Source organism: Agrobacterium sp. El2ro-1b, from assembly GCF_048298475.1.
GTDB lineage: Bacteria > Pseudomonadota > Alphaproteobacteria > Rhizobiales > Rhizobiaceae > Agrobacterium > Agrobacterium fabrum.
On record NZ_CP103458.1, the window covers coordinates 801,983 to 817,280 of the forward strand.

12 protein-coding genes and 1 other annotated feature are annotated in these 15,298 nt (G+C 59.0%); of the genes, 8 read left to right on the forward strand and 4 right to left on the reverse strand.

Annotated elements, in window-relative coordinates:
* Positions 1-174 precede the first annotated feature (174 nt).
* From aspS to NYR50_RS03990, 4 genes are all read left to right on the forward strand, one after another.
* Positions 175-1,962, forward strand: coding sequence for an aspartate--tRNA ligase (gene aspS / locus NYR50_RS03975; protein WP_174008188.1), 1,788 nt, complete (start codon positions 175-177; stop codon positions 1,960-1,962).
* Positions 1,963-1,964: 2 nt separating this feature from the next.
* On the forward strand, positions 1,965-2,441 hold the full coding sequence (locus tag NYR50_RS03980; protein ID WP_418136843.1) for an FUSC family protein: 477 nt from the start codon (positions 1,965-1,967) through the stop codon (positions 2,439-2,441).
* A 256-nt stretch (positions 2,442-2,697) separates the two neighbouring features.
* Positions 2,698-4,140 (forward strand): cell envelope integrity protein CreD, encoded by a 1,443-nt coding sequence (gene creD, locus NYR50_RS03985; RefSeq protein WP_418136844.1) that lies wholly within the window; start codon positions 2,698-2,700, stop codon positions 4,138-4,140.
* A 78-nt stretch (positions 4,141-4,218) separates the two neighbouring features.
* Positions 4,219-4,274, forward strand: a sequence feature (sul1 is cis-regulatory element that is thought to sense ions involved in sulfur or methionine metabolism; They are found in Alphaproteobacteria).
* Positions 4,275-4,348: 74 nt separating this feature from the next.
* Positions 4,349-5,830, forward strand: a complete 1,482-nt coding sequence (locus NYR50_RS03990) for a SulP family inorganic anion transporter (protein WP_418136845.1) — start codon at positions 4,349-4,351, stop codon at positions 5,828-5,830.
* Between the two features lie 43 nt (positions 5,831-5,873).
* Here NYR50_RS03990 and NYR50_RS03995 read toward each other — a convergent pair whose 3' ends face one another.
* The gene (locus tag NYR50_RS03995) at positions 5,874-7,064 is read right to left on the reverse strand and encodes a hypothetical protein (protein WP_418136846.1); all 1,191 of its coding nucleotides are present in this window, start codon (positions 7,062-7,064) and stop codon (positions 5,874-5,876) included.
* Positions 7,065-7,293: 229 nt separating this feature from the next.
* Between NYR50_RS03995 and parC the strand changes: the two genes are divergently transcribed.
* Positions 7,294-9,546, forward strand: a complete 2,253-nt coding sequence (parC, locus tag NYR50_RS04000) for a DNA topoisomerase IV subunit A (RefSeq protein ID WP_418136847.1) — start codon at positions 7,294-7,296, stop codon at positions 9,544-9,546.
* Positions 9,547-9,642: 96 nt separating this feature from the next.
* On the opposite strand, the gene NYR50_RS04005 is transcribed toward parC, so the two are convergent.
* The 3 genes from NYR50_RS04005 to hemB form a co-directional block, all read right to left on the reverse strand.
* Positions 9,643-10,401 carry an arginyltransferase gene (locus NYR50_RS04005; protein WP_418136848.1) on the reverse strand — a complete coding sequence of 253 codons (759 nt, stop codon included), beginning with the start codon at positions 10,399-10,401 and terminating at the stop codon, positions 9,643-9,645.
* A gap of 177 nt (positions 10,402-10,578) precedes the next feature.
* The gene (locus NYR50_RS04010; protein ID WP_046798865.1) at positions 10,579-11,037 is read right to left on the reverse strand and encodes an RDD family protein; all 459 of its coding nucleotides are present in this window, start codon (positions 11,035-11,037) and stop codon (positions 10,579-10,581) included.
* Positions 11,038-11,134: 97 nt separating this feature from the next.
* Positions 11,135-12,148, reverse strand: a complete 1,014-nt coding sequence (gene hemB / locus NYR50_RS04015; protein ID WP_418136849.1) for a porphobilinogen synthase — start codon at positions 12,146-12,148, stop codon at positions 11,135-11,137.
* Between the two features lie 173 nt (positions 12,149-12,321).
* Here hemB and NYR50_RS04020 point away from each other — a divergent pair, with 173 nt between their 5' ends.
* The 3 genes from NYR50_RS04020 (at position 12,322) to NYR50_RS04030 (ending at position 15,208) form a co-directional block, all read left to right on the forward strand.
* Entirely contained in the window at positions 12,322-12,759 is a 438-nt protein-coding gene (locus NYR50_RS04020; RefSeq protein ID WP_006312832.1) for a DUF6163 family protein, read from the forward strand.
* Between the two features lie 234 nt (positions 12,760-12,993).
* Positions 12,994-13,503, forward strand: coding sequence for a transcriptional regulator LdtR (gene ldtR, locus NYR50_RS04025; protein WP_169539083.1), 510 nt, complete (start codon positions 12,994-12,996; stop codon positions 13,501-13,503).
* 373 nt (positions 13,504-13,876) lie between these two features.
* On the forward strand, positions 13,877-15,208 hold the full coding sequence (locus tag NYR50_RS04030; RefSeq protein ID WP_006312830.1) for a L,D-transpeptidase family protein: 1,332 nt from the start codon (positions 13,877-13,879) through the stop codon (positions 15,206-15,208).
* The last annotated feature ends 90 nt before the right edge of the window (positions 15,209-15,298 follow it).

The window sequence follows — 15,298 nt, forward strand, 5'->3', positions numbered from 1 at the left end:
CCGACTCGGTTTGGCGGGCTGGATTAGCCCTATCTAAAGCCAAGGCGGGCGAAAGGACAGGCGGAAGGCGACAATCTTGCGCTTTGCCTTGACAAATCAGGCTGGTCATGCGCTTTTCCGGCAAATTTCGACAGTGCCGCCGCTCTGGCCCACGACACGTTCCAGGATAAAAAAATGCATCGTTATCGCAGCCACACCTGTGCCGCTCTCCGCAAGTCCGACGTCGGTGAAACCGTTCGCCTTTCCGGTTGGGTTCATCGCGTGCGAGATCATGGCGGCGTTCTCTTCATCGACCTTCGCGACCATTACGGCATCACCCAGGTGGTGGCCGATCCTGATAGCCCGGCCTTCAAGGTTGCAGAAACCGTGCGCGGCGAATGGGTCATCCGCATCGACGGTCTCGTCAAGGCGCGCTCAGAGGACACCATCAACAAGGGCATGGCGACCGGCGAGATCGAGCTTTACGCGCAGGAGATCGAGGTTCTCGGCGTTGCCAAGGAACTGCCTCTGCCGGTGTTCGGCGAGCCTGAATATCCCGAAGACGTTCGCCTGAAATACCGCTTCCTCGATCTGCGCCGTGAAACCCTCCACAAGAACATCGTCAAGCGCACGCAGATCATCTCCTCCATGCGCAAGGGCATGGGCGATCTGGGCTTTGCCGAATATACGACGCCGATCCTCACAGCCTCCTCGCCGGAAGGCGCGCGCGACTTCCTCGTGCCCTCGCGCATCCACGAAGGCCAATTCTTCGCGTTGCCGCAGGCGCCGCAGCAGTACAAGCAGCTTTTGATGGTTGCCGGTTTCGACCGCTATTTCCAGATCGCTCCGTGCTTCCGCGATGAAGACCCGCGTGCCGACCGTCTGCCGGGCGAGTTCTACCAGCTCGACGTCGAAATGAGCTTCGTGACCCAGGAAGATGTCTGGACCACGATGGAGCCGATGATGACCGCCGTGTTCGAACAGTTTGCCGAAGGCAAGCCGGTGACGAAACAGTGGCCGCGCATTCCCTATGACGAATCGATCCGCAAATACGGCTCCGACAAGCCGGACCTGCGCAACCCGATCGTCATGGAAGCCGTGACCGAACATTTCGACGGTTCGGGCTTCAAGGTCTTCGCGAACATGATCGCTTCCAACCCCAAGGTCCAGGTCTGGGCGATCCCTGCCAAGACCGGCGGTTCGCGCGCTTTCTGCGACCGCATGAACGTCTGGGCGCAGAGCCAGGGCCAGCCCGGCCTCGGCTACATCTTCTGGAAGGAAGAAGACGGCAAGGTTGGCGGCTCCGGCCCGCTCGCCAAGAACATCGGCGAGGAACGCACCGAAGCGCTTCGCCAGCAGCTCGGCCTGGAAGTGGGCGATGCCTGCTTCTTCGTCGCCGGTGATCCCGCCAAGTTCTACAAGTTTGCCGGCGAGGCGCGCACCCGCGCTGCTGACGAGCTGAATCTGATCGACCGCGACCGTTTCGAAATGTGCTGGATCGTCGATTTTCCGTTCTTCGAATACAACGAAGAAGAAAAGAAGATCGACTTCGCCCACAACCCGTTCTCCATGCCGCAGGGCGGAATGGAAGCGCTGGAAGGGCAGGACCCGCTCTCCATCAAGGCGTTCCAGTATGACGCGGTCTGCAACGGTTTCGAAATCGCTTCCGGTTCGATCCGTAACCAGTCCCCCGAGCTGATGGTCAAGGCTTTCGAGAAGGTTGGCCTCTCGCAGAGCGATGTGGAAGAGCGCTTCGGCGGTCTCTACCGCGCCTTCCAGTATGGCGCGCCTCCGCATGGCGGTTGCGCCTTCGGCATCGACCGTGTGGTCATGCTCTTGGTTGGTGCGAAGAACCTGCGCGAAATCACGCTGTTCCCGATGAACCAGCAGGCGCAGGACCTTCTGATGAACGCGCCGTCGCCGGCAACGCCGACGCAGCTTCGCGAACTGGCGCTGCGCGTCGTTCCGTCCAAGAAGGACTGATCATGTTGAAGACGCTGCTCGAACGTGTTCGCGCAGCCTTCACCCGTGCATTGGCGGCCGCGCTTGCGGCCGCTTTTGCGTTCTGGATCGCGCATCGGTGGCTCGGCCATCCGCAACCCGTCTTTGCCGCGATCAGCGCGCTGATTTGCCTGTCTCCCGGCATTCCAAGCCATGTGCGTCAGGGGCTTGGGCTAATGGTCGGCGTCACCATCGGCATTCTTGTCGGGGAGGTCGCGCTTCTCGTGCCGCATGATTTCGCTGAAATCCGGCTGGCCTCTGCAACCTTCATCGCCATGATCCTCGCCACCCTGTTCGGCCTGCCTGCCGTCGTCCCGATACAGGCTGGCGCTTCGGCCATGCTCGTCCTGCTGATGGGGCCGCAGATCGCCGGTTTTGTCCGGTTTGTTGACGTCATCGTCGGTGTGGCAGTCGGCGTCGTCGTTGCGCTGGTGTTTTTCCGCGAGCGTCTGAAACTCTAGCTCCGCGTACGCTCATCGATTTGACCTCAAATCTCGCTATCATCGGGAGTGTCGAGTGTAGCCTCTACGCTCATCCCGGCATCGCCACAATTTTACCGCGAGATTTACCGAATTCCGCGAATAATCAGCCGAAATCCCATTCCAGTATAGCTCCTGTGTCCGCTTGGGCACGCAAAGCAACTCGATTTTAATCCGGGACGGCGCCAGCCAATCTTTTTTCCGGTTCTGGCGCGATCATATTTAAGAGGATTTCCGAATGGTAAACGAGACGGACAAAGACCCGGCGCCGGCGGTTGGGCCGCTTGCTTCAGCCATGCCGCGCGGCAATTTTGCCGCCAGCCTGCGTTCACCCGGCGCGAAGTTTCTGATGATAGGTTTCATTTCGTTGGTTCTGCTCGTTCCGCTCTTGCTCGTCTGGGGTTTGACGGAAGAGCGCGCCTCGCGGGCGAGGGAGGTTTCCGCCCGGATCGCGAACGGGTGGGGCGGCGATCAGGTTGTGAACGGCCCCTATCTTGCCGTACCCTTCGATGTCGATCGCCGCCGCGAGGTCGATGGCCGACCCATTGTGGATCGCACGACAGAATGGGCGCTGGTCATGCCGGAAACGCTGCAGGTGACGGCCGACCTCAAGACCGAGGAAAAGAAGCTCTCGATCTACAGCTTGCCTGTCTATAACGGTGCTATCGTGCTCAAGGGCCGCTTCGGGCAGGGCGTCCTGCAAGATCTCGCCCGTTTTGCCGGCACACCGCGTCTCGACAATGCCATCCTCGTCCTCAGCATAGGGGATATTACCGGCATAAGATCGAGCGCCGGGGTTCGCATAAACGGCGGCGCAGTTTTGCCCTTCGATTCCGGCATGCGCGATATGTCCGTTATCGCAAGCCGCGCCCTTGAAAATAACTCGATAAGATCAGATGCGGGCGTGCACAGGCCGATCGACAGGAACCTCATCGAGAGCGGCTTTGATTTCGATATCGCATTTTCGCTGAATGGTTCTGGCAGTTTCGCAGTTGCGCCGGCCGGCCAGACAACGAGCTTCACGGCAAAAGCCGACTGGCCGCATCCCGGTTTTGAAGGTTTGTTCCTGCCGGAGGTCAAAACGGTCACGGCTGCGGATTTCAACGCCAGCTGGACGATTCCCTATCTCGCAAGGGGAATAGATCGCGTGGTGGAGGGTCCGCGACTGCCGCTCTCCAACAGCCTGATGACGATCAATCTCGTGGAACCGGTGAAGTTCTATCAGGTCATCGCCCGGACACTGAAATATTCCATCGGCTTCATCTCGATTGTCTTCCTCGCCGTCTTCATTGTGGAACTCAAGGGCGGCAGCGTTGTGCACTGGATACAATATGTTCTGACGGGTCTGGCGCTCATCGTCTTCTATGTGCTGCTGCTCGCGCTCGCCGAACATACGGGTTTCACCGTTGCCTATGTCGCGGCCTCCTTCTCCACGGCGGCCCTGATTGCCTTTTATCTTGGCAGTGCCACCCGTAGTCGCAGGAACGGTCTTGCACTTTTCAGTGTTCTGGCAGTGGCCTACGGCGTGATGTATCTGGTTCTGAACGAGGACGAATATGCGCTGCTGGCCGGCGCGGTCATATCGTTTATCGCCATCGCTGCAACCATGTTTGCGACGCGCAGAGTCGATTGGTCTGGAGCCAATGCCGCCGCGAACAGCGAGTTCTCCAACCGCGCCTGACGCGAGATCGCATGGTCTGAAAAGCGGGCTGCTTAACTTGCGGCCCGCTTTTTTGCCGTTTATAGGTGGATTACTCACCACGGACCCGGTGAAATCCCGGGTGGCTCTTCTGGCCGCCGATCCGCCAGACAACGCAAAGCACCGACATTCCTTTTTAATCTACCGGACATAGCTCCGGCCGGTGCGTCATTCTTTGCGAAAAAATCAGATGAACAGATTTCAGACTTACAGACGTGAGTGGTTTTCCAATATTCGCGGCGATGTGCTTTCCGGCATCGTCGTGGCACTTGCCCTCATTCCCGAAGCCATCGGCTTTTCCGTCATTGCCGGTGTCGATCCGAAAGTGGGGCTGTTCGCCTCCTTCGCCATCGCCTGCGTTTCCGCCTTCACTGGAGGCCGTCCGGGCATGATTTCGGCGGCAACCGCCGCGACAGCCGTCCTGATGGTCACGCTCGTCAAGGAACACGGGCTGCAATATCTCTTTGCCGCCACTATCCTCATGGGCGTGCTGCAGATCGCTGCGGGCTTCGCGAAACTCGGCCGGGTGATGCGCTTTGTATCGCGCTCGGTGATGACCGGTTTCGTCAATGCATTGGCGATCCTCATCTTCATGGCGCAATTGCCCGAACTGATCGGCGTGCCGGTTGAAACCTATGTCATGATCGCGGCCGGTCTTGCGATCATCTATCTCTTTCCGCTGGTGACGAAGATCATCCCGTCACCGCTGGTCGCCATCGTCGCCCTGACCTGCGTGGCGGTTTTCTCCGGCATGGACATCCGCACGGTTGGCGATCTCGGCGAATTGCCCTCGACGCTGCCGATTTTCGCCCTGCCGCAGGTGCCGCTAACCTTCGAGACGCTGCAGATCATCTTTCCCTATTCGATTGCACTGGCTGCTGTCGGCCTGCTGGAATCGCTGCTGACGGCACAGATCGTCGACGACATGACGGATACGGGCAGCAACAAAAGCCAGGAATGCATCGGGCAGGGGACCAGCAACATCGCGTCGGCCCTCATCGGCGGCATGGGTGGCTGCGCCATGATCGGCCAATCCGTCATCAATGTCCGCTCCGGCGGCAGGGGCCGCTTGTCTACCTTCGTGGCGGGCGCTTTCCTGCTGTTCCTCATTCTGGTGCTGGATGATCTCGTGCGTATCATTCCCATGGCAGCGCTGGTGGCTGTCATGATCATGGTGTCGATCGGGACCTTCTCGTGGCGCTCCATCCTCGATCTCACCCGAAACCCGCCATCATCAAGCATCGTCATGCTGGTAACCGTCGGCACGGTGCTCGCAACGCATGACCTTGCAAAGGGCGTGCTGGCCGGCGTCCTTCTCTCCGGCGTGTTCTTTGCGGGCAAGGTTTCAAAGCTTTTCCATGTCCGGCCAGAGCTTTCAGCCGATGGCCGGGAGCGAATCTATCGCGTCGACGGCCAGATTTTCTTCGCTTCGACGGAAAGCTTTATCGCTGCCTTCGATTTTGCCGAAGAGGTGGAGGCGGTGACGATCGATGTCAGCCAGGCGCATCTGTGGGATATTTCGGCGGTTGGCGCGCTGGACAAGGTGGTCCTGAAGTTCCGTAAGGTCGGCAAGCGGGTCGAAGTGATCGGCGTCAATGAGGCGAGCGCCCATATGATCGACCGCTTCGCCCTGCACGACAAGCAGGAAGGCGCTGCGGCACCACTGCATTGAGTGCAAATGAAAAGCCCCGGTCTTGAACCGGGGCTTTGTCGTCCTATTCGTTTGCGGTCACCGTCACGCCGAGCATTTTCGGCAGGGTGTTCGGTGCGCCCATCGCAGCGCCCATGATCATCGGGAAAGGAACCGGCTTTTCCGGCTCGGCCGTGATCGAGAAGTTCTTCGGGTTGTCGATGTAGGCGTTGATGGCCGTCGACACCATGTTCTGCAATTCCGGAACGTTGAGCGAGGCCATCATGATCGGCGCCATGCCCTTGATGGTCTGGGCAAGCTGGTCGCCCGTCATGCCCTGCTGGCTTGCCGCATAGTCGATGGCGCGCTTGGTGATGCTGGCATCTTCGAAGCTAATTTCGGCATTAACGAAGGAAAGCTGCTGCATCAGGCCGAGCATGGCAAGGCTTGCCGCCTGGTCCGCCTGTTCCTTGTTCGGGTTGGCAGCCTGTGCCTTCACCGTCTCCTGCATCGACTTGATGAAGGCGAGCGTGTAGCCGGAGAAACCGAACGACATGTTGAGACGGCCGACGTCATCGAGGTCGATGGCGTATTCCTCGACGTCAACAGTACCGGAGGCGACTTCCCAGCTGCCGCTCATGGTCATGTCGCCGGAAAGCGCCTGCAGCTTCAGTTTTTCGATGGCGTCCTTGGTTGCCGGATCGTTGACTTCGCTGAGATCGGCCTTGAAGCCGGATGCATCCAGTTCGAAACCGATCGAGCTCTTGTCATCGCTGACGGACATCGTCGCGCTGGTTTCTTCAAGCGAGAAAGTCGGCTTGCCGTCGACGGAAACGGAGATCGGACCGCTATGGGCTTCGTCATAGAACATCAGCGCATCGACATTGCCCGTGGTCGCATCAGCCGGAATGACAAGGCCGGACATGTAGATGTCGCTCGCCTTGATTTCTACCTTTTCCTGCTTGTAGTCGATGTTGTCGAAACGGGCGTTCTTGATCTTGTAACCGCCGTTGTTTTCCTCGACGCCTTCAAGCGTGATGTTGCCGACCGGGATTTTCTTGGCCGGATCGGCGGCCGCGTTGAAGGTCACACCGTTCAGCGTCACCGTCGAGCCGTTGACGGCGACGGAGCCGGCGGCGATCTCGCCGCCCTGGGCGGCATAGGCTGCATTGATCTTCTTTAGCACATCCCCGCCATCCAGCGCAAAAGCCGGCGCCGAAAGCGTAAGAAGCGCGGCACTTGCGAAAAAAACCTGCCGGGTGGATTTCAGTCTCATGATGTTTCTTCCCTCAACGTACGGATGTGTTCCGTGTCTCAATGCTAATGGTGATACTTATATTCGCGATTATTCAAAGGTCTAGGGGATTTAGATCGATTCCCATGACGGCGGCATTGCGGCATTTGCAACGCGGTTAACAAAAAATCGCATGAAAGGGTTGCTTTCATCCACAGGTGCGCCCCCTGAATTTCTTGCCGGTTATCGGCATTTCCGCTAGTCAAGCACCATGGGAAAAAATCTTGTACCTCCGTCCGGCGGAGACGATAACATTCATCCGGTCGATTTGAAGGCGGCGCTTGAAGAGCGCTACCTCGCTTATGCCTTGTCCACGATCATGCATCGTGCGCTGCCGGATGTGCGTGACGGCCTGAAGCCGGTGCATCGCCGCATCATTCACGCCATGAGTGAAATGGGTATCCGCCCCAACTCGGCCTTCAAGAAATGCGCCCGTATCGTCGGTGATGTGATCGGTAAGTTCCACCCGCATGGCGACCAGTCGGTCTATGATGCGCTGGTGCGTCTCGCACAGGATTTCTCCCAGCGTTATCCGATTGTCGACGGGCAGGGCAATTTCGGCAACATCGATGGCGACGGTGCCGCCGCCTATCGTTACACCGAAGCGCGCATGACCGATGTGGCGGCGCTGCTGCTGGAAGGCATCGGCGAGGACGCGGTGGATTTCCGCGCCACCTATAATGAGGAAGACGAAGAACCGGTGGTCCTGCCGGGCGCTTTCCCGAACCTTCTGGCAAACGGTGCCTCCGGTATTGCCGTTGGCATGGCGACATCGATCCCGCCGCACAATGCCCACGAACTTTGCGACGCCGCGCTGCATCTCATCAAGCACCCCGATGCGACGGTTGAAAAGCTGGTGGAGTTCATTCCCGGCCCCGACCTTCCAACCGGTGGTATCATCATCGAAAGCCGTGAGAATATTCTCGATGCCTACAAGACGGGCCGCGGCGGTTTCCGCGTGCGCGCCAAATGGGAAACGGAAGATCTCGGCCGTGGCGGTTATCAGATCGTCATCACCGAAATTCCCTTCCAGGTGCAGAAATCGCGCCTGATCGAAAAGATCGCCGAGCTGTTGCTCGCCCGCAAGCTGCCGCTTCTGGAAGATGTTCGCGATGAATCCGCCGAAGACGTGCGTATCGTGCTGGTGCCGAAGAACCGCACCGTCGACGCGACGCTGCTGATGGAATCGCTGTTCCGCCTGTCCGACCTCGAAAGCCGCCTGCCGCTTAACATGAACGTGTTGTCGCTTGGCAGGGTGCCGAAGGTCATGGCGCTGAACGAGGTGCTGAGCGAGTGGCTGGCGCACCGCAAGGACGTGCTGGTCCGACGTTCGCGCTATCGTCTGGCCGCCATCGACCGCAGGCTTGAGATCCTCGGCGGCCTGCTGGTCGCCTATCTCAATCTGGATGAGGTGATCCGCATTATCCGCGAGGAGGACGAGCCGAAACAGGTGATGATGGCCAGGTGGTCGCTCACCGACAATCAGGCCGAAGCCATCCTCAACATGCGGCTGCGCAATCTGCGCAAGCTCGAGGAATTCGAGATCCGCAAGGAACACGACGACCTCAGCAAGGAAAAGTCAGAGATCGAAGGGCTACTCGCCTCCGATGACAAGCAGTGGCAGACCGTCGCCTGGGAAATCGGCGAGGTCAAAAAGAAATACGCCAAGGCAACCGAGATCGGCCGCCGCCGCACGCAGTTTGCCGATGCACCGGATGCCGATATCGAGGCCATCCAGCAGTCGATGATCGAAAAAGAACCGGTCACCATCGTCATCTCGCAGAAGGGCTGGATCAGGGCGCTGAAGGGGCACATGTCCGATACCTCGGCCCTGACCTTCAAGGAAGGCGACGGCCCGAAGCTCGCCTTCCCGGCGCAGACCACCGACAAGCTGTTGCTGCTGACGACGGGTGGCAAGGCCTATACGCTCGGCGCCGATAAGCTGCCGGGTGGACGTGGCCATGGCGAGCCGATCCGCATCATGGTCGATATGGAGAACGATCAGGATATCCTGACGGCCTTCGTCCACGACCCGTCGCGCAAGCTGCTGCTGGTCTCCACCGGCGGCAACGGCTTCATCGTCGCCGAAAGCGAAATGATCGCGAATACCCGCAAGGGCAAGCAGATCATGAATGTCGCCATGCCTGATGAAGCCAAGCTTGCCGTACCGGTGACGGGCGACCATGTCGCCGTCGTTGGCGAGAACCGCAAGCTCGTGGCCTTCCCGCTATCGCAGGTGCCGGAAATGTCACGTGGCAAGGGCGTGCGCCTGCAACGCTACAAGGATGGCGGCGTGGTGGACGTGAAGTGCTTTGCGCTCGCCGATGGCTTGAGCTGGTCGGATACGGCCGGACGTTTGTTCAACAAGGTCGGCGAGGAACTTCGCGAATGGCTGGCCGACCGCGCCACCGTTGGCCGCACCGTGCCAAAGGGCTTTCCGCGCAGCGGGAAATTTGGCGGGTGATATTTGAGCGGCGTCCCGGGAGATCATTCGGGACGTCTTTCATAGCGTCTGTTTCGCTATTCCAACTGAGTATTTTGTTTCAGGGCTACGCGACGCTTATTCTTCTTTGGGAGAGTAAATCTCCCACCCGCGTGGCGTCAGATGCTCCTGCGGATGGTAGCGGGTCTTGTAACCCATCTTTTCCGAACCATCGACCCAGTAGCCGAGATAGACATGCGGCAGGCCGAGGGCGCGGGTGCGGGTGATGTGATCGATGATCATGAAGGTGCCGAGCGACCGTTTTTCAAGCGCAGGATTGAAGAAGGAATAGACCATCGACAGGCCGTCGCTCATCACGTCGCTGAGCGCCACGGCCAGAAGCTCGCCACGCTTGCTGGAATCGATGCCGGAGCCGGGTTCGCGCACGCGGTATTCGATGATGCGGGTGTTCACATGCGTGTCTTCCACCATGATCGCATAGTCTAGCGCCGACATGTCGGACATGCCGCCGGACTGGTGGCGGTGATCGAGGTAGCGGCGGAAGAGGGCGAATTGTTCGGTGGAGGGTTCGGCAGCATGAACCGTGGCGACGACATCGCTGTTGGCGGCAAGAACGCGCCGCATCGATTTCGTCGGCTGGAATTGTTCGGTCAGGATGCGCACGGAGACACAGGCGCGGCAGGTTTCACAGGCCGGGCGATAGGCGATGTTCTGCGAGCGTCTGAAACCGCCCTGGGTCAGAAGATCGTTCATTTCGGAGGCGCGCGGGCCAACGAGATGGGTAAAGACCTTCCGCTCCATCTGGTTCGGCAGATAGGGGCAGGTGGCCGGCGCCGTAAGATAGAATTGAGGAGAGGGCGTCGCCTGCGTGTTCATCGAACCGTGATCGCCTCCTGCGTCAGTTGTGAAAGCGCGCCGCGATTTCACGGGGCCGGCGGCGGCGCTTCAAGCGACATGCATAATGTCACAGAATGGCAAAATGACGGAAAACGTCAACTGCGGGATGAGCTATTGGACGGGTAGAAAGCCACGTTTGCGCGGCTTTCTCCGATATCAGCGTGTTCTGACCATGACGGTGCCGAGCAGGAAGTCGTGAACGAGGCGCGAGCGCTCGGTAAACAGGCCTGCGAGAAGAATCAAAGGCGTCAAAACCGAGTTGATGACCCAGAAAAGCACGATGTGCACGGTGGCCAACAGGAAATCGATTCGCCGTCCGTCCATGCGCGCCATTGCGATGCCCATCGCCCGCATGCCGGGTGTGGCCTGTGAGGGACCGCCCAGCGAAACGCCGAAATAAAGCACCGCGACGATGACGAACAGCGCCGGGTAGAGGAAAAAGCCAAGACCCAGCGTGATCACGCCGAGAAAGAAAACGATCACGGCCGCCGGGATGCACAAGAGGAGAACGATCGCGTAATCGATCAGGAACGCGAAGACGCGCCGGCTCAGGACGCCGCTATAGGCGCGCCAGTCATCCGGTGCGGCATAGGTGGGGTTCTGGTCGAGGCTCATCGGTCGTTTTCTCCTGAGGGGATCTGACAGCGCGGCATATTTGCCGTGTCAGCAGACAATATGGGAAGAAAACGACCGAATACAATAAGCGCCGGCCTCAGCCCTTTGCCAGTTTGCGTGCTGCCTCGATGGCGAAATAGGTAAGGACGCCGTCGCAACCCGCACGCTTGAAACAGAGAAGCGTTTCCATCATCACGCGCTCGCCGTCGATCCAGCCATTCATGGCCGCGGCCTTGATCTGGGTATATTCGCCGGACACCTGATAGGCGAAGGTGGGCAGGCCGAAATTCTCCTTCAGCCGCCAGCAGATGTCGAGATAGGGCAGGCCGGGCTTGACCATCAGCATGTCGGCGCCTTCCTCGACGTCGAGTGCTGCGTCACGGATTGCCTCCATGCCGTTGGCGGGGCTGATGTAATAGCTGTTTTTGTCGCCCTTCAGCAGGCCGGCGGTGGAGATCGCCTCGCGATAGGGACCGTAATAGCCGGAGGAGAATTTCGTCGCATAGGCCATGATTCCGACATTCTGGTGCCCGGCGGCATCTAGGCCGCGACGGATGGCGCCTATACGGCCATCCATCATCTCCGAGGGGGAGATAATGTCCGAACCGGCATCCGCCTGCAGGATGGCGGCCGTGACGACCTGCTCGACGGTTTCGTCATTGACGATCTCGTCGCCCCGCAGAATGCCGTCATGCCCATGGCTGGTGAAGGGATCGAGCGCGACATCGGTGATCATGCCGATATTAGGGACGGCTTTTTTTACGGCGATCGTCGCCTGATTGATGAGATTGTTGGCCTCGAGCGCATTCGAGCCGGTGTCGTCGCGCAGTTCCATCTCGATATTTGGAAAGGTCGCGATTGCGGGAATGCCAAGACCGGCCGCTTCCTTCGCCGCTTCCACCAGCCGGTCGACGCTCATGCGGTTGACACCGGGCATAGCCGGAATGGGCTCGACAATATTGCTGCCAGGCACGATGAAAACCGGCCAGATGAGGTCATCAACGGTCAGCCGATTTTCCTGAACCAGACGGCGCGTCCAATCCGCCTTGCGATTGCGCCGCATGCGGCGATGGCCAGTGATCTCGTCGACCAGATGCGTTTTGTCCTGCATGTCAGAATGTCCTTCGATCAAATTTGGAAAGCTGCATACCATGAACATTGGCCCATGCGAATGCGACAATCTTCCCTCATCGGCTGCCTGACTGACGATGGTGTTTTGACAAGGCAGGCGGCGGGATTCAATATGGACTGGTCGCCCGCCCGTTGAGACCTTATCTTCCGGCCATGGAACCTGATTCTCAACCTCTGCCGAAACGCCCGCTGACGGAAATCCTGTTTCTGGTCTTCATGAGACTGGTTGCGGTTTCCTGTTTCTGGTTCGGCCTGCAATATTGGGCGATGCTGACCGGCTATTCGCTTGGCGGTCACGGGCGCTTCGATATGCTGAACCTGCCCTGGCGAGTAGCGGGCAGCGCGCTGGCGGTTATTTTCCCGGTGGCAGCTCTCGGCCTGTGGCTTGGCGCCTCCTGGGGGGCGGTCATGTGGGTCATGGGCGCCGGCACGCAGATAGCCATGTATAAGGTATGGCCGCATATCTTCGGTGCCAACACGTTGGTGCCCGTCATGCACGGTCTCGTGGCAACCATTTATATACTATTCCTGGTCGCTTTCTGGCTGGATCACCGCCAAAATGAAGAGCGCGCAAGAATTGATTTACCATAAGAATAAAGCAATTCGGCCTGTTTTCAGGCCGGTTTTTCCGCTTAAGTCATTGATTTATAACGTACTGGCTCTGAGCATTCCCGCTTCGCCACAAGTTCGGCGCCTTTGGGAAAATGCAGGTAACCATTTGTTAATCGTAGCTTTTAAGTAGAATTTTATGCGCATTGATTAGGTTCTCACTCAAGGCGGGAGACAAACAAACACACCGCCAAACAAAACAGTGAGGCAGTCATGATCAATAGCAAAGTTAAGCCGCAGGCCGTTGTTGCCGACGCACACGAAGATACCATCCGTTCGCTCTACATGGAGTCGCTGCATCTGGTGGAACGCCTCCACCGCCGCCTCCTCGATGTCATCAAGGACGAGTTCGACCGTCAGGGTCGCGATGACGTCAACGCCGTTCAGGCCCTGCTGCTGTTCAACATCGGCAACTCCGAACTGACGGCTGGCGAACTTCGTTCCCGCGGTTATTACCTCGGCTCGAACGTCTCCTATAACGTCAAGAAGCTGGTCGACCTCGGTCTCATCAACCACCAGCGTTCGCGTGTCGATCGCCGCTCGGTCCGCATCAGCCTGACCGAAGAAGGCCAGGCCATCGCCGAAACGGTTGCCCGCCTCTATGAACGCCACGTCGGCTCGATCGAAAAGGTCGGCGGCATCGGCACCGGCGAGTTCTCCGAAATGAACAAGCTGCTGCAGCGCCTCGACCGTTTCTGGAACGACTCAATCGCTTACCGCCTGTAATTCCGCGACGGTTTCACTGTTTAAGCCGGGGGCATCCTTTGCTCCCGGCCTTTGGATTCCGCGCCCTGCCGCCACGCTTTTTTGCCTGTCAAGCCCGACTGTCCATAACGCATTCGCCCTGTTTTTCAGGGGAACACAGCTTCGTGAGAAGAGGGCAGTGACACGAATCGGCCATATTGATATGGGACGCGCAAGTCTAAGGAGCCGGCTGTTTCTCCTGTTGTTGCGGCAAGTTGTCGACTGTACTGCCAGACATCAGCGCCCTGATGATGCGTATCGGGTATTACCGGCCGGCAGACACGTTGTACGTGTTTGTTAATCATATTGATTTAGGCATTGTTCAGAATGCCGAAGAGAGTGGCTGGTAGGTAGAATGACAAAGAAATCCGTTTCCGATTCCGTATCGCGCCGTGCGCTTCTGCGCTCTGCCGTTTCTGTTGGTGTTGCCGCGCTTGCTGCGCCGGCCTTGGCGCAGAACGCGCTCAACGATCTCATGGGCTCTTCGCGCCGCGGCAACTGGGATGACCAGTTCGACGCCAATACCTCGCGTTCGGCCGTGGGCGTTGTTTCCAACAACCCGGTTCTCGGACGGGAAGCGCCTGTCTACATGCAGCAGGCGATCATGCAATATCAGCAGATCGTGCAGAATGGCGGCTGGCCGGACGTGCCCACGTCCCAGCAGCGTCTCCAGATCGGCGTTTCCGATCCTTCCGTTCAGGCGCTGCGTCAGCGACTGATGGTATCGGGCGACCTGCCGCGTGAAGCCGGTATTTCCAGCGCCTTCGATTCCTATGTCGATGGCGCGCTGAAGCGTTTCCAGGCGCGTCATGGCCTTCCCGCTGACGGCGTCAGCGGCGAATACACCACCAAGGCGCTCAATGTTTCCGCGCAGATCCGTCTGGCGCAGTTGCAGACCAATCTCGTGCGCATCCAGTCCATGTCCGGCGATCTCGGCCAGCGTCACATGATGGTGAATATCCCGGCGGCTGCCATCGAAGCCGTTGAAAATGAACGCGTCGTGCTGCGCAATACCGCCGTTGTCGGCCGCGCCAGCCGCCCGACCCACGTCATCAACTCCAAGGTTTACGAGGTCATCCTCAATCCTTACTGGACCGCGCCGCGTTCGATCGTCGAAAAGGACATCGTGCCGCTGATGCAGAAGGACCCGACCTATCTGGAGCGGAATAACATCCGCCTCATCGACGGCAAGGGACAGGAAGTCTCGCCGACCACGGTCGACTGGTTCGCGCCGAAGGCTCCGAACCTGATGTTCCGTCAGGACCCCGGCAAGATCAACGCCATGTCCTCGACGAAGATCAACTTCCACAATCCGAACAACGAATATATGCACGACACGCCGCAGCAGGGCCTGTTCAACAAGCTGATGCGTTTCGAGTCCTCCGGCTGCGTGCGTGTGCAGAACGTGCGCGACCTGACGTCCTGGCTGCTGCGTGACACGCCCGGCTGGTCGCGCCAGGAAATGGAACGCGTCATCGCATCGCGCGTCAACACGCCGATCAAGCTCGCGCAGGAAGTACCCGTTTATTTCGTCTACATCACCGCATGGTCGGCGAAGGACGGCGTGGTTCAGTTCCGCGACGATATCTACGGCAAGGACGGCAATGCCGAACTGGCGCTCAACACCACCGCGGGCATGGAGCAGCCGGCAGGTGCAGTGGACGACGATCTCTTGCCGCGCAACTGATCGGGCTTTTTGCCGTCAGCGTGGAATTGTGGGCGAGGGGAGAGGTGATCGCTGGAAAGCCAGCCAGTCCCTCCGCCGTCATCCTCGGGC

What these genes read in the sequence shown, in the direction of transcription:
- NYR50_RS04030 (WP_006312830.1), top strand. Translation starts at nt 13,877, where the DNA reads ATGACAAAGAAATCCGTTTCCGATTCCGTATCGCGCCGTGCGCTTCTG.
- NYR50_RS03995 (WP_418136846.1), bottom strand. Translation starts at nt 7,064, where the DNA reads ATGAGACTGAAATCCACCCGGCAGGTTTTTTTCGCAAGTGCCGCGCTT.
- NYR50_RS04005 (WP_418136848.1), bottom strand. Translation starts at nt 10,401, where the DNA reads ATGAACACGCAGGCGACGCCCTCTCCTCAATTCTATCTTACGGCGCCG.
- aspS (WP_174008188.1), top strand. Translation starts at nt 175, where the DNA reads ATGCATCGTTATCGCAGCCACACCTGTGCCGCTCTCCGCAAGTCCGAC.
- creD (WP_418136844.1), top strand. Translation starts at nt 2,698, where the DNA reads ATGGTAAACGAGACGGACAAAGACCCGGCGCCGGCGGTTGGGCCGCTT.
- NYR50_RS03980 (WP_418136843.1), top strand. Translation starts at nt 1,965, where the DNA reads ATGTTGAAGACGCTGCTCGAACGTGTTCGCGCAGCCTTCACCCGTGCA.
- NYR50_RS04010 (WP_046798865.1), bottom strand. Translation starts at nt 11,037, where the DNA reads ATGAGCCTCGACCAGAACCCCACCTATGCCGCACCGGATGACTGGCGC.
- NYR50_RS04020 (WP_006312832.1), top strand. Translation starts at nt 12,322, where the DNA reads ATGGAACCTGATTCTCAACCTCTGCCGAAACGCCCGCTGACGGAAATC.
- hemB (WP_418136849.1), bottom strand. Translation starts at nt 12,148, where the DNA reads ATGCAGGACAAAACGCATCTGGTCGACGAGATCACTGGCCATCGCCGC.
- parC (WP_418136847.1), top strand. Translation starts at nt 7,294, where the DNA reads ATGGGAAAAAATCTTGTACCTCCGTCCGGCGGAGACGATAACATTCAT.
- NYR50_RS03990 (WP_418136845.1), top strand. Translation starts at nt 4,349, where the DNA reads ATGAACAGATTTCAGACTTACAGACGTGAGTGGTTTTCCAATATTCGC.